The sequence below is a fragment of the Arsukibacterium perlucidum DSM 18276 genome, from assembly GCF_000382165.1.
Lineage (GTDB): Bacteria > Pseudomonadota > Gammaproteobacteria > Enterobacterales > Alteromonadaceae > Alishewanella > Alishewanella perlucidum.
In genome coordinates, this window is the sequence record NZ_KB907704.1 from 92,909 (window position 1) to 113,320 (window position 20,412).

A 20,412-nucleotide genomic window follows, 5' to 3' on the forward strand; every position below is an offset into this window, starting at 1 on the left:
TTACAAGTCGTTTTGTATTTAAAATTTATTCTTTATTTAAAAATAGTACAGTAATTTGTTATTTAACAACCTAACATGCTGAGTATGATAAGCCAGTAATCTGAATATGGGGTTAATATTTGTAAAAAGAAGTCAAAAAGAACAGTTTACTGAAAAAATAATTGTTTTTCCGCTGGAGGGATGTTGCAACGATAATGTTTGAGCATGTAATTGTAAACGCTCTGCGGCCGCAAATGTTGCAGCGTCAGCATAAAATTTATCACCGAGAATTGCATGGCCAATCATTTGCATATGCACCCGCAGCTGATGTGAGCGGCCGGTAACCGGAGTTAGCAATAGCCGGCTTACATTAGCTGTGCGTTCCAGTACCTTATAGTGGGTGACAGATGCTTTGCCCCTTTGGTAGCAAACCATTTGTCTGGGGCGGTTTGGCCAGTCACAGATTAACGGTAAGTTGATGGTGCCGGAGTCTGCAGTTACCAGGCCACTGACTCTGGCAATGTATTGTTTATGGGTCTGGCGCAACTGAAACTGCCGGTTGAGCTCCCGCTGAGCGTCTGCATGCAATGCTAATACCATTACCCCGGAGGTCGCCATATCCAGCCGGTGAACTATCCGGGCAGTCGGTAGCACTAATTTAACCCGGTATTCCAGGCAGTCCCGGTGCTCAGCCGCCTTACCCGGAACTGATAACAAGCCACTGGGTTTATTGACTACCAAAATATCGTCATCCTGATAAATGATATCAAGATAGGGACTCAGTGGCGGCTGATAATTAAATAAACTCATGTTAATCGTGATTCACCACAATAAGCCGTATTGCATCCAGTTTTAAGCGCGCTTTGCTGATGTATTCAGTCAGTTGCTGTTGTTTGCTGCTCAGCATATCAATTTCCTGCTGTCGGATAAGCGGATTAATTTGCTTTAACGCAGTTAACCGTTGTTGCTCAGCTTGCAAAGCCTGTTGCATTTTAGCCAAAGCTGTCTGCTGTAATGTCGCCAATTGCGCCATCGCGTTGACTTCACTGTTACTGAACAGTGGGTGGATCAAATTTTGTAAGGCATTTACCAGTTTGCTGGCGGTTTGCCTGCCAACGGGTTTCAACTGACGATTAAAATTATCAAAGGGTACTTTGGCTGCTAAGTCATTGCCGGTTTTGTCCAGCAGTAACCGGATTGGTGTACCCGGTAAATAACGACCAATTTGCAGACTGACAGGTGCACTTGCTTCAACGACGTAAATAAGTTCGATAAAATAGCTGCCAACCGGCAGTGCTTTGTTTGGCAGAAGTGCCACAGCCGTATTGCCCAGATTGTCATTAAGTAGCAGGTCCAGGGTGCCGGTAACCATAGGATGATCCCAGCTTAAAAACTGGATATCTTCCTGCGCCAGCGCGGTATCACGGTCGAAGGTCACCGTTACGCCTTCATCTTCAAGCCCGGGGTAAGCACAGCGCAAATGTTCTGCAGGGGTCAGCACAATACTGGTGTCGGAGCGGTCTTCCTGATTAACACCCAATAAGTCCCAGGCCTGAAACATCAGCATTGGCAACTGAACATCCGCATCTGTTTTTGCAATATCTGCCGCCAATTGTCTGGCCTTTTCTCCGCCTGCAGAGTTAAGTTCTAGTAGCTTATCACGGCCTTGTTCCAGCTGTTGCTGCAGTTGCTGATGCCGCTGCCGGCTGTGTGCTATTAATTGTTGTACATTGGTTGGGTCAGGCTGCATTGCTGCCAGCAGGTTTAACAGGGAAACAGCATCCTGCTCGTAGACTGTCCGGCCGGTCTGACAGGTTTTAACAAACGCATTCAGGCCTTGCTGATACCAGTCGAGCAGCACTTGCTGGGCAGTGTCTTTAAAGTATGGAATATGCAGCTGAATATCATGTTGCTGGCCTATCCGATCAAGCCGGCCAATCCGCTGCTCAAGTAAGTCAGGGTTGAGTGGTAAGTCAAACAACACCAGATGATGAGCAAACTGAAAGTTGCGTCCTTCACTGCCAATTTCCGAACATACCAGAACCTGAGCGCTGTAATCTTCCTGGGCAAAATAGGCTGCGGCTTTATCGCGTTCGACAATGGACATGCCTTCATGAAACACTGCCGCCCGGATCCCTTCTTTCTGCCGTAATGCTTCTTCCACTGCCAGCGCCGTTTCGGCAGCCGCGCAAATTACCAGAAACTTGGCAGGTTTGTGTTGTTTCAGCAGTGTTGTCAGGTAGTCAATCCGGGGGTCAAATTGCCACCATTGACTGCTGCTACCTTCGAATGCCTGAAATACCTGCTCCGGAAATAAATTAGCCTGGGCCATTTCTGCAGCCGGGCTGCTATTATTCAGGTTGTGATATACCTTAAGCGCGTTCTGGTATTGCTCTGGTAAATCCAGAGCGACCGGCCGCTCTAGCCGGGCGGGAAAACCTTTAATACTGGCCCGGCTGTTGCGGAATAATATCCGGCCGGTACCATGCCGGTCGAGCAGTTTTGCCAGGATGTGCTGCCGGGCTTGCGCCACGGCTGGTGATTGTTCTGGCTGGCGTAATAACGCCAGCTGCGGGCTGATATCTTGCTCGTGGATAAGTTGTTGCAGCGAGTTAGCCAGCTCGTCACTGAGCGGACTGGTTTCAATAACCCCGGCTGCGGTTGCGGCAATTTGCTGATACTGCGTTTGCTCGTCAATAAAGGCCTGATAGTCATAAAAGCGATCAGGGTCCAGCAACCGTAAACGGGCAAAGTGGCTTTGCTGGCCTAACTGGTCCGGGGTTGCAGTTAGCAGAATAACGCCGGCTGTGTCCTGTGCCAGGCTTTCAATGCAGCGGTATTCTTTACTGACATGTTCTGCCGACCAGGTTAAGTGGTGAGCTTCGTCTACTACCAGTAAATCCCAGTCGCTGCTTTGCGCCTGCTCCAGCCACTGCTTATTGCTACTGATAAATTCCAGGCTGCAAAGTACCAGCTGAGCAGTATCAAATGGGTTGCTGACATCCAGTTGCGATTGCTGGCAGCGTTCTTCATCAAATATTGAGAAATGCAGATTAAACCGGCGCAGCATTTCGACCAGCCACTGATGCTGCAGTGATTCAGGCACCACTATCAGTACCCGCTGGGCCAGACCGGACAATAGCTGCTGATGGATAATCAGGCCTGCTTCAATTGTTTTGCCCAGGCCGACTTCATCGGCCAGCAGCACCCTTGGTGCATGCCGGCTGGCAACTTCCTCTGCGATATGCAGCTGGTGCGGAATAAGGTTCATCCGTCCGCCTTGCAAACCACGCAGCGGACTTTGTTGCAACCGGCTCTGCTGCTGCCAGGCCAGATAACGCAGGGTAAAGTTATCGAACCGATCAATCTGACCAGCAAATAAGCGGTCTTGCGGCTTATTAAAACTGATAAAGTGGTCAAGAAAGGTTTCTTTAAGTTCGGTTTTTTCGCCATTATCGGTACGGTTGCCACTATAAATCAGGGTGTTATGTGACTCATTTATTGCGGTAACAAGTAAACTGAAACCCTCAGCACTTTTTATTTCATCACCAACATTAAATACAACCCGGGTAAGTGGCGCCTCGGCCTGAGCATACTGCCGGGTTTCGCCTGAAGCTGGGAACAACAGCGTTAACATCCGACCCTCGATGCCGACCAGAGTACCTAAACCCAAATCAGATTCCGTATCGCTGATCCAGCGTTGTCCCAAAGCAAAATTCATATCACAGTTACCATCATAAAATCGGGGCGCCATGGTACTAGTAAATTGATAAAACTGCATCTGTCACGCGGGCTTTATTTTGTGTTTGCGTATTGTCATGCCTTTGTCACGATAGTGTCGCACAGTAATTTAACAGCAAATTACATATTTAATTCACGAATTCAGCGCCAGGCGGCGCAGTTGCACTATGCTTAATTAAGCTTGCATCAACATCCATAGATAACAGGTTAACTTAGTATCGTTTGAAGGAGCTGCGTATGGCGCGAAAAAAAAGCAAAGAAAAGAAAATCTATGTGTTAGACACCAATATTTTGCTGCATGAACCCTTCGCCTTTCTGAATTTTGAAGAACACGATGTCGTCATCCCGATGACGGTGCTTGAGGAACTGGACCACATCAAAGACCGCAACAAAGATGTTAGCAGAGATGCCAGGGTAGCTATCCGGGCGCTGGAAGACGTGCTGCGGGATGCATCACCTGAGCAAATGCTGCAAGGGGTTGCATTGCCACGCCAAAACGAACATTTGGGCGGCGGGCATTTATTTATCATCAATGATCATCATATTAAAGACGAAATTCCCGGCTTGCCCGGTGGTGAAAATGACCATTTAATTATCAATACGGCGCTGTATCTGCAGCGTGAAAAGGGGCCGGTTAAAGTTATTCTGGTTACCAAAGATATTAATATGCGGCTGAAAGCGAAAGGAGCCGGGCTGAAGCAGGTTGAAGACTATCGGACTGACCAGTTAATTGACGATGTGCGTTTTCTTTATAAAGGCTATTTTAAATTCAGCGGTGAGTTCTGGAGCCAGGTTGGTGAGTGTCGCAGTGAAAATGAAGGGCGGGACACGGTACACTATGTTAGCCGCAAGCTATTACCCAACGCCTATATTAATGAATATCTGATTGATGAAGCTGAAACCTTTGCCGGCCGGGTGCTGGCGATCACCGAGCAGGAAATCAAGATCCTGGATTTTGGGTATGAGCGCTTAATGCATCGCCATGCCTGGGGCATTCACCCGAAAAATATTTATCAGGCGATGGCCATGCAAGCTTTGCTCGACCCGCAAATGGACCTGGTGATCCTGACCGGCCCTGCCGGCTGCGGTAAAACCCTGATAGCACTGGCTGCTGCACTGGAGCTGGTGATCGAAAGAGGCCAGTATGACAAAGTGATTGTTACCCGTAATACCCCGGAAATTGCTGAGTCGATTGGTTTTTTACCTGGAACCGAAGAAGAAAAAATGGCGCCCTGGCTGGCTGCTATCACCGACTCATTAGAGGTGTTGCACAAAACAGATGAACACCCTCATGCCAGTGTGAATTACATTATGGAGAAAGCAAATATTCAGTTTAAGTCAGTTAATTTTATGCGTGGCCGCAGTATTCAGAATGCGATTGTGATCCTCGATGAATGTCAGAACCTAAGTGCGGCTCAGTTGAAAACCATTATTACCCGCTGCGGCGAAGGGACTAAACTGATTTGCTCTGGTAATTTGTCGCAAATTGACAGTAATTACCTGACTGCCGTAACCTCTGGTTTAACTTATATTGTTGAACGTTTTAAAAACTTTGAGGGAAGTACCACTATCAATCTTAATGGCGTGGTACGCAGCCGGTTGGCCTCTTTTGCAGAAGCTAATTTATAATTCTACTTTTCATTTTACCGTGGCGGTGGACAAAAAAGCCACCGCCACTGTTTGCTTATGAGCCGAAATGGTCTAGGATTTGCAAAATTTTAAAAGTAGCAAAATGCAAAGGAGTTGCATGTCCAGTCCCGCTTATGTTGTATACAACAGAACTGTCAGATTTTCCTTACTGATAATATTATTGCTCAGTTTTACTGCTGCTTTTGTCCAGTTTCTACTGCAATTCAACGCCAGCCTGAAACATAACCAGCGCCAGTTGGAAATGTTTGCTCAGCAGATAGATGCTCAGGTTAACCCTGTATTGCAGTTTGCAGAAGCGGTTAAAACCCGCGCTCAGCTTGGTATGCAGCTGGCAGATCCTGCGGCAGGGCAAATAGCGGTAATGTCGCTGACAACTACCGATGTGATGCTGCAGGAGCTGTCAGCCGATAGTGCGCCACATAATCAGGAGCTGCAAATGTTGCTGCAGCTGCAACCCTATTTCGATATTGCCCCGGCCAGTATTGCCCCGTTGAAAAATCTGTACTATTTATCCGAACAGGGGTTTGCCTTCAACGGTCAGCGTAAATGGTCTGATTATATTGTCGAGCAGCTTATTGCCTGGTTGCAGCGCCATCAGCGTTCAGAAAATAATTACGACCGCAATCCGGTTTTTTATAAAGACTTTATTCTTGAGCAGGCCGCGATGAGCGTCCCTTTTTACGTCAACGAGCGTAAAATTGGTCGATTTGTCCTGGCGCTGGAATTGGCGCCATTGTTGGCAAACCTTGAAAAGCATAACCCTGACCGCTATTTTTTACTGCTCGACCAGGCGGGTAACGTTATTGCCAGTTCTAAATTTATTAATAGTGATAACCTGGAGCAGTATCAATTACAAATACAACGTTTGGCAGGTTTGCCCTGGTCAGTGGCTCTGATTGATAAACGTAGTTCAGTGTTTAATGCCGGCCTGGGAAGTTTTATGCTGTACTGGTTGAGTTATGCCGGCGTTTTACTGGCGTTGGCCTGGATACTTGCCAGGCGTTATAAACGAAAAATTATGGGGCCGTTACAGCGGTTATCGATTCATATTGACAGGCTGGCTAACGATCAGGCCGGGGTGCGACGTGTGCCGGATGGCTGGCAGGATTTATTTGAAAGAGTAAGTCAGCTTAAAACGGTCGATAAGAAAAAAACTGATTAACAATATACATTTCCAGTGACCTGGCTACCCCCCCCCGGGTGGCATTAGCTCAGCGTCTGCCGCCAGTAGTGATGATGCGGGGTAGGAATGAAGTACCTGAAAAAGTAAAAAAAACCTTTTCTCAATCAATGTTGCTCCCGGCTCCTGAATAGCAACAAGCATAACGCTATCAACATGGCGATGCCAGTAGAGCCGGCTGATACTTCAACGCTGCTGCTGGTTTGGATCTGATCGCGCTGATAATCCTCCAGGGTTAAGGCATCCAACGCGCTCAGGTCATATCCAGATGCTTCAGCTAACAAATAGCCAGTGCTGGCATCGAAAATCCGGATGGTTAACAGATAAAAGTTAGTCGGATACTGATGTTGCAAGTCAGTTTCTATTCCCAACCAGTCGTTGCTGTTTTGGCTCCTTAATTCAAACACGGAACTGGTATAGTAAACACGCTCATAACCATAATCGGGCGTCAGGCTTAACTCTGCAAACACCTGGCGATAGGCGTAGTCGGTATCGGCATCAAATTCAACGTACAACTGATGGAAATAACCATTGTAATTGTTATCCCGTGCCAGGCTGATATCAATGCTGTGAAACCAGACATCAGATTGATAACTCTGGTTAACGGCTGCACTGCGCACTTTAGCTGTCTGTATTACACTTTGTTGCTGGCTTCTCAGTTCAGTGCTGATACTGTCTGCCCAGCTTAGCAAAGGGATGAATAGTAGTATTGTGGCTGCTGTTTTCAGTAGGGTTTTCATAAGCAGTTCTCCTTGATATTTGTTACTATTAAAGTCTAAAGCGCTGAATTTCAGCTGAACTTGTAAGTAAAGGAATAGTAAAGTTATGAAGCTGTCACGCCGGATAGAGGTTCAGGCTGCGGGTCAGGCAGTTGCCATTTTATCTGCCGCAATACCGGAACTGACTAAAGGCCGGCTGAAAGATGCTATGAACAAAGGCGCTGTGCAGCTGCTGAGCCGGCCGGTAAAGCGATTACGCCGGGCGCAATACGGGCTTAGTGCCGGCCAGGTGCTGCAACTGCATTACGATACTGATATTCTCAGCCGCAACTGCCCTGCAGCCATTTTGGTTGCTGACTACCGTGCCTACAGTATCTGGTTTAAACCGGCGGGAATGCTGTCTCAGGGCAATGAGTGGGGCGACCATCTGAGCTTGCTGCGATTTGCAGAGCAACACTTTGGCAGCCGGCCGGTGTTTCTGCTGCACCGGCTGGATCGTGAAGCCAGTGGTCTGGTGCTGATTGCTCATACTAAAGCCGCGGCGGCTGCCTTTAGTAAACTGATTGCAGCTCATCAGCTAACCAAAACCTATCTGGTGCAAGTTAAAGGTAAGCTGGCCCCGGATCTGCTTGCTGCCGCTGAGATAGCCATACCGTTGGATGGTAAAGCTTGTCTTACCCGGTTTAAGCTGTTGGCTCACGATCCGGAATCTGGGACGAGTTGGCTTGAAATTGACTTAATTAGTGGTCGTAAGCATCAAATTCGTCGCCATTTCGCAGAGGTTGGTCATCCGGTAATGGGCGACCCGCGATACGGCGACGATAACAAGAATCAGAATGGGCTGGCGTTACAGGCTTGTGCTATCGCTTTTAAGTGTCCGCTGCAACATCATCCACGGGCGATTAGCTTGAACACTGAGTTACTGCTGGCTGGTTTCTCCGGGGTCGGCAACTAGCGCCACACTTAAATCTGCAGCCAGGACTTGCTGATTTAAGGTCAGCTTCAGTGCGCCCAGCTGCAACGCATTAATCATATCGAGCCGGAGATTACTGCTATGCCACTCACAGGGCCGCGGTTGTTCAGCAGTCAGCTGTAATTGCCAGCAGCCAGAGGTATCGTCCAGCAAACTTGCCAGTTTCCAGCATAACCAGAATGCTTCACGCAATGCAGTGAGCTCCTGTGCCTGCCAGCGCGGCCCGAGTAACTGGGCCACATCCAGTTGTATACTCACCAGCTGGCCCCGGTTAGCCGGGGCAGAAAGTGATGCTAATGCCTGCTGAATGTCATGTTCAAGTTGCCGGCAAAATTCTACAGCGTCTGCGGCACTGGCCCGGTAGCCAATCCACAATACATCACTGTTGATGCAGCAGCTACTTAACTGGACGTTGGACAGGTTTTGCAATATTGCCTGTACCGGCCGGCGCAATACCTCTTCCCCCAGATTCAGTTTTAGTTGCTGGCTATCTGGCATAGCAATAGCAAGCAATTGCAAGGGTTGTTTAGTACGACCGTCCTGCTGCAGCCGCTCACAGAAGCGGCTCCAGCTGTGTGACAATAAAAACGCCATCCGCACAGTTTGCAGCTGGTTATGGCGTGCTCGCTGCTGCCAGTATAAATAGCCTGCGCTGATAAATAGCAGTACCAATACCAGAGTAGCCATTTGCCAGCGGCTGAGCGTCTGGAGCATTTTATGCTGCTGTGTTTCCAGTGCTGCCTGATTATCATGCCGGACGCTGCTCTGGCTCAGATGGCTTTTAAGTTCATTTAGCTTTTCTGCTGTTGTTGCCGTTAGCTCGGTGAAATGTAACTTGCTGGCCTGCTGATTAAACAGATAAGCCTGCTGCCAGTCTTGCTGATGTTCTGCCAGTTGTGCACTAAGGCTGTAATAGCGCGCCTGCAGATAATTAGCCGCGTTTTCCATGGTAGGACTGAGTTCGGCTAAGATCTGCTGAGTTTGGGCAAATTGTTGTTGTAACATTGCTAGTTCTGCTAAGGCCAGTGAGCTCTCCTGCACATAAGTTTGGGCGCCAATCTGGCGGAACTGCTGTAACGCTGCGTTGTAATAACGGGCAGCCTGCTGAGCATTGCCCTGTAACTTGCTGACCCGTCCCAGGCTTTGTTTGACGATAGCGGTGCGCATCACATTGTTAATTTGTTCACTGACGGCCAGAGCTTCAAGCAGGTATTGCTCGGCCTGAGCGATACCTTCTGGATTTTCAAGATAACTCTCAGCTATGTAAACCAGCGCATAGCTATAGCCTGACAGGTTCTTCTGGCTCTGGTAAAGCCGGGCGGCCTGTTGCAGGTGTTCCAGCGCTGGTTCATGTTCGTCTACTTTACGAAACGCCATACCCAGTCGAAAATGAATTGAGGCGCGGGCGTCTGCGTCCCCCAGTTTATCGGCCAACACCATGGCATGTTGCAGCTGCTGCTGAGCTTGCTCAAAGCGGTTGTTCTGCAGTGCCAGCCTGCCCAGCATAATCCTGGCCGCCAGCTCCTTTTCCGGATCTTCCAGGCTGAGCGCTAGCGCCAGGCTCTTGCTGGCATAGTCTCCGGCCAGGGTTAAATCACCAAGTTGGTTGTGAGCCTGGGCAAAGTTATTCAATACTTCACTGTGCAATTCTCGTTCTGCTGCCTTAGTACTTGCAGCCAGTAGCGTGTCGGCTTGCTGTAAATAGCTGATGGCATTATGGGTGTCCCGGAATAAAATGCCGTACACTTTTGCTCTTAGCAGAGCGACATAAGCGTGTTGCAGTTTGCTGGTGGCCAGCTTGCCGGCTTGCTGCAGTGCTTTCAGAGCGGCGTCTTTATTATTGGCTCCCAGGTAGGCCTGAGCTAATACCAGCCAGTCGGCATACTCGCGCGGCTGATCGCTGGCAAGTTGTTCGGTGATAACCTGTTCGTAGTTTTCTGCAGCCACACGCAAGCGATCTGCCAACTCGTTAGCTTCGGCAAGATGGCTAAATATCAGGCTACTGAGTAACAGGCCGCAGAGCATTATATTGCTGCGAATTTGCATAATTTAGTAAAGACTCATTTTTTTCTGCCAGTGTAGCCTGAATGTCAGAGCCAGGCTACACCTGCCGCAAGGGTGTACCTGCCAGAAAAGCGGTTATATTGTCGCTCAGCTGCAGCAGCATTCTGGCTCTGGCACTCGGGCTGGCCCAGCCGATGTGGGGGGTAAGCAGCAGGTTAGGCATTGGCTGCTGCAATAATATATGGCTGGCTGGTGGTGGCTCACTGCTTAACACATCCAATCCTGCGGCCAGCCGGCCCGCTTTAAGTTCAGTTAATAGTGCTGTCTCATCTATCAGGCCGCCGCGAGCTGTGTTGATAATAATGGCACCATCTGGCAACCATCTCATAGTTTCGCTGTTCAGTAACTGCTGAGTGTCAGCTGTCAACGGGCAATGTAGTGATAATACATCAGCCTGGCGTAATGCTTGCTCAAAGCTGACTCTGCCCTGACGGCAGTGCTGCCTGCCGGCATGTTCGCTAATGATTACCTGCATGCCAAAAGCAGCTGCCAGCCTGGCTGTCGCCTGGCCAAGGGCGCCGTAACCTACCACGACGAAATGCTTGCCAGCGAGTTCTGCTAAGGGATGGCTATGCAGGCAAAAATGCGGGCTTTGACTCCATTCACCCCTGGCCAGTGTTTGCTGATAATTGCTGATTTGATTGGTTAATCCCAACAATAATGCCATTGCGTGTTGCGGTACTGTGGTGTCGGCATAACCTCTGACATTACACACCGTGATACCGCGCTGTGCAGCCGCAGTCAGGTCAATATTATTAACCCCGGTTGCAGCGACACAAATGAGTTTAAGTTGGGGTAAAGTCTGCAGGGTTGCACTGCTCAGCTGCACCTTATTGACGATAGCGATATCAGCTTGCAATAAACGCTCTGTCACTAATTCCGGGCGGGTACTGGCAAAACACTGCAGCTGACAGCAGGGCAATTGCAGGGGCGTTAAATCGGTATCGCCCATCGAGCCGGCATCCAGAAATACGATTCGGGTCATGCAATCCTCTGTTTATTTGGTTATGATAAGCGCCTGTTTTTTGGAGGCCATATGTTCCCTGCAAAGTTTCAAACTATTATTTTTGCTTTTATAATGTCAGGTTTTATGGCGTTTCTGATGTCGGCTATTCTGACATTTATAAATTTGGGTTGGTTTGACGGTTTTGTCGCGGCCTGGCTACGTGCTTATCTTTATGCCCATGTCTGTGCTTTTCCACTGGTATTTGTATTTGCGCCACTGAGCCGGCGCCTGACCGCGAAGCTGGTAAAACCCGCAGAGCTTAGCGGTAACTGATATCTTTATACATCGGCGCCAGCAACGCCAGCAGGGCGTTTTGGTCAGTAATACTGATTTGTTGGCGTTGCATCACTTTTATTAAGCCTTCAACCAGTGCATCATAATCGGCCAGAGTGATATTAAATCCGGTATGGCTTTGCTGCATGGTGCTGCCGCTATACTGACAAGGGCCGCCGGTCAGATCACACAATTGCTCGGTCAACATCGCCCGGAAGCGGCCAATGTCGCTGTCGGCAAAATGATGGACAATCCGTTCATCATGTTCAATTTCAAACAGTAAGCCATCAACAATAGCATTAATACCCTCTTCAGCACCTAACCGCTGATACAAAACGGGCCCGGTTGCAGTACTGCAGCCAAGCAGCAGTGCCAGGCAGGCACCGATTAAACCACTGCGTTTTACCATGTGGCCTCCAGCGCCAGATAATAACCCGTTTGCGAACCCTGACCGGCAATGTTGCCAAGATCAACGTAAGCGCCGGTTACACTGACATTTTTATTTATAAACCAGGCAATAAAAATATCGCGCCAGTGCTGTTCAGCGGCAAAGGCCAGATTATCGGGCTTTTGCTTGTATTCAATGCCCAGCGCCAGGTTGTAATTTAACAGCACGGCTGCCGAGCCTTCAAACAGCAATTGGTAACTGTTGTCGTTGCTGCTGCCAAAGCCCAGCAAACCGGTCTGGTTTGCTTTGCTGGCCCGCAGTGTGCCATTGAGCAGCAAATTACGGCCCGCCACCTGATTAAACAGCAGCTTGCTGGCTGCCAGATAGAAATCGGTGCCATTGGCGCTGCGCGCGCCGACCGCTTGGGGCAGTGCGAAGTCCAAGTTACGCTTATGCTGGATGCCAAGGCTGATCTGTGGCATGGCGGTATACAGCAGCTCACCAGCCAGATGGTATTTCACCGAAAAAATATCCTGCGATAAGCTGCCACCAATTGATTCCAGCGCGAAACGCTGGCGGGCATAGGACAGCTCCCATGTATTGTCCAGGCTCAGGGCAATGCCGGCACTGTTCAGGCTGAAATCATTAACGCCCACCCGGCCAGCAAAGGTTGTTACCGACCACTCGTCACTGCTGGCATAGCCGTTAATTACCGCCCAGGGCACAATGCCACCGCCGGCGTTACCTTCTACAGTTGTCGCGCCGCCGGTAGCAATAATTTTACTGCCGGCGCTGGCCAGTGTCGGCAGGCAAAAAAAGATGATCAGCAGCAGCCGTAAATTCATTCCGATACCTCTGCGGTCGGTGTTGTTGTCGCAGCAAAATTAGTAAGCCATTTGCTGAAATCATTAGCTGCCAATGGCTTGCTGAAAAAATAACCTTGGACAGTGTCACAACCTGAAGCTTTTAGAAAGCTTAAGCCTGCCTGGTTTTCCAGGCCCTCTGCCGTCACTTTAAAACCAAGACCATGGGCAAGTTTAACGGTCGCATTAACGATCAGCGCATCATTAGTATTAGTTTCTATGTCTTTAACAAAGGCCCGATCAATTTTAATTTCGTTAACCGGCAGTTGTTTTAAGTACGCCAGAGATGACTGACCGGTGCCAAAATCATCAATGGCCAGATTAATCGCCATCGCTTTTAAGGTGTTTAAGTTGGCAATAACTTTGCTGGTATCCTGCATTACTGCGCTTTCGGTTACTTCCAGCGCCAGCGCGGTAGCCGGAACCTGGTTTATATCAAGTAAGTTTTTAATTTGCTCAGGCAAATTCTGGTCCAGCAAATCGGCTGCTGACAAATTAACGGCAACGCGCAGGGTTGGGTAGTCATGCTGCCACGCAGCAAGTTGTTGAATAACCGTTCGTAACATCCATTGGGTGATCAGGCCAATATTGCCTGAGTGCTCGGCAGTGGCAATAAAATCGACCGGAGAAATAAAGCCCAGCTGGGGGTGCTGCCAGCGAATTAACGCTTCAGCGCTGTGGCATTGCTGTGACGCCAGTTCAACTTTAGGCTGATAAACCACGAACAGCTGGCCACTGTTCAGGGCGTTTGGCAAGTCGCGGATAATTGTCAGCTCACGCTGATGAGTTTCATCCTGGCCACTTTGATAAAAGGCAATACCACCGCCGGCCAGGCTGGCGTTCTCCTGCGCTAAATCTACCCGGCGTAGCGCTTCACTGGTAGTGCCCTGTTCAGGTTCAAACGGGTAAATACCAATCGCAATTTTTAAATTAATTAACGAGTTTTGAATGTTGTAAGCCGGTTGCAGGCTGTTATATAAATCAACCAGCTGTTGTTCGCTCAGGCTCTGGTTAAACAACATTAAAAACTCATCACCGTTTAAGCGGGCGCAAAAAGCGGCGGCAGGCTGATGATGGCCCAACCGCTGTGCCAACAGTTGTAACAGGGTATCGCCATTAGCCAGGCCAAGGGTATCGTTTATATGTTTAAATTGAATAATATTAAGTTGTAATAAAGTGCCGTGTTGTGTTTTTAAGATGCCGGGCAGCCTCAGCTCTACCGCATGCCGGTTTAACAGGCCGGTAAGAGCATCATGTTCGGCTTGCTGGCGCAATTGCTGTTCGCGCGCAGTAATACTTTGTTGCATGCTGACCAGGGTACTTGTCAGTAAACCAATTTCGTCATGGCTGATGGCCGGCGGTTCAGCGGCATTGCCCTGGCCAATAGCTTTGGCAAAATGACTGAGCTGGCTTAATGGCTTGCTGATACTGCGGGCAAACAAAAAGGCAGCCAGCAGCGCTAACACTAATCCAAAAGCAAAAATCTCTACCAACTGGTGCCGCAATTGCTGATAACTGGCTAGCCAGCGGTCATCGGGCATATGCAGTAATGCCCACAACTGTTTTTCGTTATCGAGTGCTTTACCACGGGTAATATAATTAAAATCGGCGGCCAGATGAGTAGCACCAGGGGTAGCCAGGATGTCCCCGAGTTTATTGACTAACCGTTGTTGGGTATCTGCTGGCAGGGTGCTGGTCAGTTGTTGGTTAGCGCGGCTATCCTGCTGGGTAAAACTGATATCCAGCCCGGTGATGCCTTTAATTTGCTCAGCCAGCGGCACATCTACTAAAAAGCCCATACCTACCCAGGCAATAATTACCGGAGCTCTTACCGGCACTAATACCAGCTGATAAGCCTGGCCATCAAGTAGCAGAATGTCAGTAACGGCACTGGAGCCCTGGGTGGCAGGAATTAATTGCCTGATGTCGCCGCTGTCTAACCGGGCGCTGCTGGCAAGCAGCTCCCCGTCAGGGGTTAACAATAACGCAAGCTGAGCGTTGATCCGGCTGCCGTGATTCTGCAACACCGATTCAATGGTGGCCTGTTCTGCGGTGGCAATAGCCTGGCGAAAGCCAAAGTCTGCTGCCAGCAGGCTGACACTATTCGTTAACTGGGCTGCCCTGCTATCCAGCGCTTGTTGAAAAACTTTGCTGGCAACGTCCAGTGATAACTCAGCCTGTTGCATCGAGTTAGCGCGCATCGACTTTAACGTAGCATAGCCTGTAAGCAGCATCAGCAGACTGAGTAATACAACTAATAAGCTAATCCATTTACTGCGCAGCGAATTCAACATTCAGTGGTTACCTGTTGCCAAAACCACGTTGCGGGGCCTGTGGCTTTTGCTGTGATAAATCAATTGCCAGACTAACAGCAGCCGTTTGCAGCGGCATAACCAGATCTAATGTAGTCACTTGCCATGGTTCAAGTTGCCAGGGATGCCAGACATGCAGCTGATACTGGCCGGGGGTAATGTCCGGCCATTTCAGCTGACCGGCTTCGTTGCTTACTGCAACCAGGTTGCTTTCACTGACATAGATATAGGCCTGCATATAATCATGAATATTACAACCAAGCGCGACGATGCCTGGCGTGTCAAAAGTGATGGGAGCTTCAGGTTTATCAGCATACAGCTGAATTTCAAACTGCTTGGCCGGTGAGAATGAGTATACATGATGCCGGGTTTTATCCAGGTTGGGGAAATCGACCTCACTGCCCGCCGGCACTGCACTGACAAAAGGTACAAAGGTTAATTTTTGCTGCGCAACCTGAATGCGCTGCGGCTTAATATCCGACATGCTAAGCGAGCGAAGTTCCACTACAGCATCAGCCAGAGGTTGCTGCTGCTGATTGGTAATACTGATAGTTAAACTGGCAGCGCTAAGCTGGCTGGAGTGTAATATTAAAGCTAAAACAAGTCCGCCGGCGATTAAAGCTAACTTCATAGTACCCGCAATTTTTCCAAGGATGTTGATAACCATAGCAAGGACTTGGTCCAGCCACAAATAGATTCTGCACTGCTGCCTGATATAGTCAAGCTGGTGATAAAACAGCAACAACCGCCAACATATTTACTAACAATTTGCAGTTAGCCGGCGCAGAGCAACAGTGCTAATTTAGCCCCAGGATCATTAGGCAGTGAGCAAACTATGCAATTAATTGTTACCGCTATCAGTAAAGACTACGGCGATATTGCGGCGGTGCGTCAGGTCAGTTTTCAAATAAATTCGGGTGATATATTTGCGTTACTGGGGCCCAATGGTGCGGGCAAGTCATCCATTATCCGGATGCTGGTTGGCATGACCAGACCCGACAGCGGCAGTATTCTGGTGAGTCATCAGCACGAACATTACGATCATGTGCCGCGGCGGTTATTGGGCTATTTGCCGGAAGACCGCGGTTTGTATCCGGACAAGAGCATCGAAAAAAACCTGCTCTATCTGGCGCAGTTACATGGTTTGAGTAAGCAAAAAGCATTGCAGGAAATGGCGCACTGGCTGGAGGTGTTTGAACTGACAGACCGCCGCCAGGAGGATTTAAAACAGTTATCCAAAGGTAATCAGCAAAAAGTCCAGCTCATTGCAGCTGTGTTGCATCAGCCGGCATTGGTTATTCTGGATGAGCCGTTCTCCGGGCTTGACCCGATTAATCAGGAAAAAGTGGTTGGGTTTCTTAAGGCATTAAAAGCCCGGGGTATGACGGTAATTTTAAGTGCCCATCAAATGGCGATGGTTGAGAAACTGGCCGATCACATGCTGTTGATGGCACAGGGTAAGGCGATCCTTGCGGGTACGCTGGCAGATATTCAGCAGCAAGCGGGGCCGCAGCGGCAGATGGTACTCAGCTGCGCCGGGCCCGTAACGGCTGAGCAGTTACAGCAGTGGTTGCCAGAGCTGGAGATTGAACTGCTGAATAGCAATCGCTTTGCGCTGAAACTGACTGCCACGCAAAGTGTGTCTGGCACGCTAAAACAGCTGGTAAATCAACTGGAGCTGACCCAGGTGGAAATGCAGACAGCCGATTTACATCAGCTTTATTTAATGGCCATGGCGCAGCATCAGCTGAGGGAGCAAGCATGATTTCAAAGCAAAGCCTGATTGTAGCTAAATGGGAGTTTCTGCGCTTTTTTAAATGGAAACAGCAGCTTATTTCTTATTTGCTGATGATGGCAGTTATGGCAGCTGTCGCCTTGTGGAGCTATTTCACTGACGAAAGCCGCGAGGTTTACCGGATAGCCGTACCGGCAGAGTTCAGCATCAGTAACACTGAGCAGTTCCAGTTTCAGAGGCCTAGCATCGCCCTGAGCGAACAATTAGCCCAGTTGAAAGCCGGTGAAAGCTGGCATGGTGTAGTCACACTCAGCACGGCAACTGCTGATAAGCAGACAGTGGTGCTCCATACTCTGGCCTCTAAAAAATGGCAACAGCAACTGGAGACGGAGCTGAATAGCTATTTCAGCCAGCAATATGCGGCCAAGCTGCAGTTAACGCCGGCCCAGCTGGCTGAGCTACAACAACCAATAACGCTTGAATTTTCCTACCTGGATGAAAATTTCAAAGGCAAAGATACCCCGGAGAAAATGATTGCGCTTGGCGTGCTGATTTTATTGTTTATCGGGTTGAGTACTGCCTTTGGCCAGGTATTGTTAAGTATTACCGGTGAGAAACAACAACGGGTAACTGAACAACTATACGCTATCGTTACCCCGCAACAATGGATGGACGGCAAAGTGCTGGGCCACAGCTTAAGTGCAATGAAGGCGATGATCACGTCAGCCTTGGTAATGTTATTGGTATTTATTGTAGTCAGTGTGGTGGTAAGAGATAACGGAGTAAACCTTAGCTGGGTAAATTGGGGTGTGCTGGCGTGGCTGGTGCCCTTCGCCTTACTGGGGGTGTTGTTAAGCGCCTGCTTTATGGGAGCGATTGCCGCATCAATAGACGACCCTAATACCAGTGGCAAAGGCGCGGTGATGATGATTACCTGGCTGCCAATGCTTTTCACTTATCTGGTGATTGACAGCCCGACCGGCACGGCGATGACAGTACTAAGCTGGCTGCCACTAACCTCTTTTGCTGCGATGCCGGTTAAAATGGCAATGGTAGAGCTTCCATGGTGGCAACCCTTGCTGTCACTCCTGCTATTGCTGGTGGCTGTGTGGTGGATGCGCCGGCTCGCGGGCCGGATCTTTCTGCGCGGCATGCAAATGTATGGCAAAGAGCCGAGTTGGGGCCAGATTGTCGGCTGGGCACTGAGTAACAAGGCAGAGTAACAACGCAGATTAGTTGTCACAGCGCCGCAACAACTGGCCAGGCATTGAACCAATCGGCTTAGTGCCTGCCTAAAGGCGCAGCTGTACTGAAAGTTTGCAGGTTATTCGTTATTTATACTGCCGTTATCAGCGCTGCGGGCGACAGCCCGGGCTAATTGCTTTATCATGGTACCGGTTTTTCTTGGAGTGGTTATGTTTAATTCTTCGTTTCGTCAGCAGGCTGCCGCCTGGCAGCAACAGTTTTCCCAGCGTCAGCGTGGCAATTTGCTGCAGCGCTTGCTGGCATGGCTGGTTTTGGGTGTGATGCTGGTGATAGCGACTGCTATATTGTTATTTATGTTGCTGCTAAGCTGGCTGGTTATTCCATTCGTCATTTATCGTTACCGCAAAAAAATGCGGCGCTTTACTGAGGCAGCCAGGCAACACGCTGAGCAAGCTGAGCAGCAAGGGGGGCAGCAGAGCGCCTTTCGGCAACAGCAGGGCCGCGACAGTCGGGTAATTGAAGGAGAAGTCTTGCACAAGGACGAGCGCTAGCCGCAGCAACTAATGATGCTTAATCAGCAGTTAGTTGGCTGGTTGGGCCGCTAACTTACTCTGGATATAATCGCCGTGGCGGATAAACAACAAATCGGCAATTTTCCTGAGCATCACTTCTTCATTAGGCTCCAGCTCACCATCAGCAAACGCTACTTTCCATAATTGGTCCAACAGTTCCAGCCGCTGTGGATAAGGCATGTCTTTAAGTTTACTGGTAAAACCATGCAGGCAGGTCGCATCGCCCGCCTGGGCCAGGGCCGCAGCAAAAACCGGTTCAGCGCGCGCCGCGGTTAACCGGAATTCGGTTTGCAGATATTGCAGCACGACATCATGTTCCTGTTGTTCAGAACTAAAATCGGCATGTGACAACTGCAGCATTAGCACGACTGCCAGATACTGTTGTTCGGTCAGCCCGGCATCACGCCATTGCTGATGGGTATTGCCACTGCCTTGCCAGTCAGAATTTGATTTTTCCAGTAAATTTTTAAACAAGTTAAACATAGAGGCTCCACTTTTGCTTTATTCTGACGGCGCCCGGCGCCGCTTGATTTGGGTAAGACGCAACCCCATTCAAACAGTTCAGTGATTCTGCATCGTTGCTGCATCAATAGCTTAAGGATACCAAAATTTGCCCATCCTGATTGTGATACTTGTCGGCGCCCTGATTATCGGCGTGGTGCTGGGACAAGCGCCCTGGCGTCGATACCGGCGTCGCCAAATCACTGCCAGGCCTTTTCCGGCCGGTTGGCGGACTATTCTGAAACAGCGGATGCCCTATTTCCGCGCCTTACCCACAGACTTACAACTGCAGCTAAAAAAACACATTCAGGTATTTATTGCCGAGAAAAAATTTGTCGGTTGTGATGGTATTACGGTAACCGATGATATGCGGGTCACTATTGCCGCCCAGGCCTGTTTGCTACTGCTGAACCGGCCTGATTACTATTACCCTAAGCTCGAGCAGATTTTAATTTACCCCTCAGCTTTTATTGTCCATGGCGCCTCGCCTGATGCCGCCGGGGTGGTATCTGAACAGCGGCGGGTGTTAAGTGGTGAGTCCTGGGGCCAGGGCAAGGTCGTGCTGAGCTGGCAGGATGCGCTGCAAGGCGCAGCAAAGCCGCATGATGGCCGTAATGTGGTGATCCATGAGTTTGCCCATCAACTGGATCAGGAGAAGGGCATGGCAACCGGTGCACCGCTGCTTAGCCGCAGCAGTGATTATCAGCAATGGTCAACGGTAATGCAGCAGGCTTTTGGCCAGCTGCAGCAGCAAACTGCTCAGGGTATCAGTGGCTTACTCGATGGATATGGGGCGACCAATCCGGCCGAGTTTTTTGCGGTTATTTCTGAAGTGTTTTTTGAACAACCAGAGCAATTACAGGCGCAATATCCGGCGTTGTACCAGCAATTAAGCCAGTTTTACCGCTTAAACCCGCTAAGTTGGAACTAGAGGAACAGGAAAGTCATTACATAAAAAAATATTTAATTAGGTAAGCGCCCAGCATCACCGCCATCAGCGGGTAGATCCAGCGGGCCAGCTTGCCTAAATCCTGCTCTTCGGTTTTTTTACCAAACTTTTCCAGTAAGGTTACCAGTACAAACAGGCTGATAAATAATATCACCAGAATGGTCAGTAAGTTACCCATAATATTGATTCCTTGGAAGTGGGTGTGTGCTAAGGCTGCACTTTACCACCGGGCTTTGGCTCAGGCCAATAGCGGCTGCAAAAGTTCTGGCAACAGGCTACAGTAGGCGCCGGTATTTTTTTA

19 protein-coding genes are annotated in these 20,412 nt (G+C 49.4%); 8 read left to right on the forward strand and 11 right to left on the reverse strand.

Translation table 11 applies throughout. The annotated features are described in order from the left end of the window. Nucleotides 1-132: 132 nt before the first annotated feature. Both H141_RS0104670 and rapA read right to left on the reverse strand, forming a co-directional pair. Nucleotides 133-789, reverse strand: coding sequence for an RluA family pseudouridine synthase (locus H141_RS0104670; RefSeq protein ID WP_019675084.1), 657 nt, complete (start codon nucleotides 787-789; stop codon nucleotides 133-135). A gap of 1 nt (nucleotide 790) precedes the next feature. Further along, a complete protein-coding gene (gene rapA / locus H141_RS0104675; RefSeq protein WP_026349232.1) occupies nucleotides 791-3,700 on the reverse strand; it encodes an RNA polymerase-associated protein RapA in 2,910 nt (969 codons plus the stop codon). Nucleotides 3,701-3,957: 257 nt separating this feature from the next. On the opposite strand from rapA, the gene H141_RS0104680 reads away from it, so the two are divergent. Together H141_RS0104680 and H141_RS0104685 are read left to right on the forward strand one after the other, a co-directional pair. Further along, complete coding sequence (locus H141_RS0104680; protein WP_019675086.1) at nucleotides 3,958-5,349, forward strand: PhoH family protein; 1,392 nt, start codon at nucleotides 3,958-3,960, stop codon at nucleotides 5,347-5,349. A gap of 118 nt (nucleotides 5,350-5,467) precedes the next feature. Then, nucleotides 5,468-6,532 carry a hypothetical protein gene (locus tag H141_RS0104685; protein WP_019675087.1) on the forward strand — a complete coding sequence of 355 codons (1,065 nt, stop codon included), beginning with the start codon at nucleotides 5,468-5,470 and terminating at the stop codon, nucleotides 6,530-6,532. A gap of 125 nt (nucleotides 6,533-6,657) precedes the next feature. Here H141_RS0104685 and H141_RS0104690 read toward each other — a convergent pair whose 3' ends face one another. Further along, the gene (locus tag H141_RS0104690; protein ID WP_019675088.1) at nucleotides 6,658-7,290 is read right to left on the reverse strand and encodes a choice-of-anchor H family protein; all 633 of its coding nucleotides are present in this window, start codon (nucleotides 7,288-7,290) and stop codon (nucleotides 6,658-6,660) included. A gap of 85 nt (nucleotides 7,291-7,375) precedes the next feature. On the opposite strand from H141_RS0104690, the gene H141_RS19855 reads away from it, so the two are divergent. Continuing rightward, nucleotides 7,376-8,224, forward strand: a complete 849-nt coding sequence (locus H141_RS19855) for a pseudouridine synthase family protein (protein ID WP_019675089.1) — start codon at nucleotides 7,376-7,378, stop codon at nucleotides 8,222-8,224. On the opposite strand, the gene H141_RS0104700 is transcribed toward H141_RS19855, so the two are convergent. Beyond that, nucleotides 8,189-10,288 (reverse strand): tetratricopeptide repeat protein, encoded by a 2,100-nt coding sequence (locus H141_RS0104700; RefSeq protein ID WP_019675090.1) that lies wholly within the window; start codon nucleotides 10,286-10,288, stop codon nucleotides 8,189-8,191. The two genes, H141_RS19855 and H141_RS0104700, sit on opposite strands and share 36 nt — an antisense overlap. A gap of 55 nt (nucleotides 10,289-10,343) precedes the next feature. Further along, nucleotides 10,344-11,291 carry a D-2-hydroxyacid dehydrogenase gene (locus H141_RS0104705; RefSeq protein ID WP_019675091.1) on the reverse strand — a complete coding sequence of 316 codons (948 nt, stop codon included), beginning with the start codon at nucleotides 11,289-11,291 and terminating at the stop codon, nucleotides 10,344-10,346. Between the two features lie 51 nt (nucleotides 11,292-11,342). On the opposite strand from H141_RS0104705, the gene H141_RS0104710 reads away from it, so the two are divergent. Beyond that, entirely contained in the window at nucleotides 11,343-11,585 is a 243-nt protein-coding gene (locus H141_RS0104710) for a DUF2798 domain-containing protein (protein WP_019675092.1), read from the forward strand. Here the strand turns inward: H141_RS0104710 and H141_RS0104715 are convergent. Genes H141_RS0104715 through H141_RS0104730 form a run of 4 tightly spaced genes read right to left on the reverse strand, consistent with a single transcriptional unit; the run spans nucleotide 11,572 to nucleotide 15,779 of the window. Next, nucleotides 11,572-11,994, reverse strand: coding sequence for a group I truncated hemoglobin (locus H141_RS0104715; RefSeq protein WP_019675093.1), 423 nt, complete (start codon nucleotides 11,992-11,994; stop codon nucleotides 11,572-11,574). The two genes, H141_RS0104710 and H141_RS0104715, sit on opposite strands and share 14 nt — an antisense overlap. Beyond that, nucleotides 11,988-12,818 (reverse strand): DUF3034 family protein, encoded by an 831-nt coding sequence (locus tag H141_RS0104720; protein WP_019675094.1) that lies wholly within the window; start codon nucleotides 12,816-12,818, stop codon nucleotides 11,988-11,990. The genes H141_RS0104715 and H141_RS0104720 overlap by 7 nt, the downstream gene beginning before the upstream one ends. Beyond that, nucleotides 12,815-15,130, reverse strand: coding sequence for a putative bifunctional diguanylate cyclase/phosphodiesterase (locus tag H141_RS0104725; RefSeq protein WP_019675095.1), 2,316 nt, complete (start codon nucleotides 15,128-15,130; stop codon nucleotides 12,815-12,817). The genes H141_RS0104720 and H141_RS0104725 overlap by 4 nt, the downstream gene beginning before the upstream one ends. Before the next feature lie 7 nt (nucleotides 15,131-15,137). Beyond that, nucleotides 15,138-15,779, reverse strand: a complete 642-nt coding sequence (locus H141_RS0104730; protein WP_026349233.1) for a methylamine utilization protein — start codon at nucleotides 15,777-15,779, stop codon at nucleotides 15,138-15,140. A gap of 204 nt (nucleotides 15,780-15,983) precedes the next feature. Here H141_RS0104730 and H141_RS0104735 point away from each other — a divergent pair, with 204 nt between their 5' ends. The 3 genes from H141_RS0104735 to H141_RS0104745 all read left to right on the forward strand — a co-directional run bounded on the left by H141_RS0104735 (nucleotide 15,984) and on the right by H141_RS0104745 (nucleotide 18,640). Continuing rightward, nucleotides 15,984-16,913 carry an ABC transporter ATP-binding protein gene (locus tag H141_RS0104735; protein ID WP_019675097.1) on the forward strand — a complete coding sequence of 310 codons (930 nt, stop codon included), beginning with the start codon at nucleotides 15,984-15,986 and terminating at the stop codon, nucleotides 16,911-16,913. Continuing rightward, nucleotides 16,910-18,106, forward strand: coding sequence for an ABC transporter permease (locus H141_RS0104740; RefSeq protein ID WP_019675098.1), 1,197 nt, complete (start codon nucleotides 16,910-16,912; stop codon nucleotides 18,104-18,106). The genes H141_RS0104735 and H141_RS0104740 overlap by 4 nt, the downstream gene beginning before the upstream one ends. Before the next feature lie 192 nt (nucleotides 18,107-18,298). Continuing rightward, on the forward strand, nucleotides 18,299-18,640 hold the full coding sequence (locus H141_RS0104745; protein WP_019675099.1) for a hypothetical protein: 342 nt from the start codon (nucleotides 18,299-18,301) through the stop codon (nucleotides 18,638-18,640). A 30-nt stretch (nucleotides 18,641-18,670) separates the two neighbouring features. Here H141_RS0104745 and H141_RS0104750 read toward each other — a convergent pair whose 3' ends face one another. Then, on the reverse strand, nucleotides 18,671-19,144 hold the full coding sequence (locus tag H141_RS0104750) for a tellurite resistance TerB family protein (protein WP_019675100.1): 474 nt from the start codon (nucleotides 19,142-19,144) through the stop codon (nucleotides 18,671-18,673). A gap of 127 nt (nucleotides 19,145-19,271) precedes the next feature. Here H141_RS0104750 and H141_RS0104755 point away from each other — a divergent pair, with 127 nt between their 5' ends. After that, a complete protein-coding gene (locus H141_RS0104755) occupies nucleotides 19,272-20,093 on the forward strand; it encodes a M90 family metallopeptidase (RefSeq protein ID WP_019675101.1) in 822 nt (273 codons plus the stop codon). A gap of 16 nt (nucleotides 20,094-20,109) precedes the next feature. Here H141_RS0104755 and H141_RS0104760 read toward each other — a convergent pair whose 3' ends face one another. After that, nucleotides 20,110-20,289, reverse strand: a complete 180-nt coding sequence (locus H141_RS0104760; protein ID WP_019675102.1) for a hypothetical protein — start codon at nucleotides 20,287-20,289, stop codon at nucleotides 20,110-20,112. Nucleotides 20,290-20,412 lie beyond the last annotated feature (123 nt).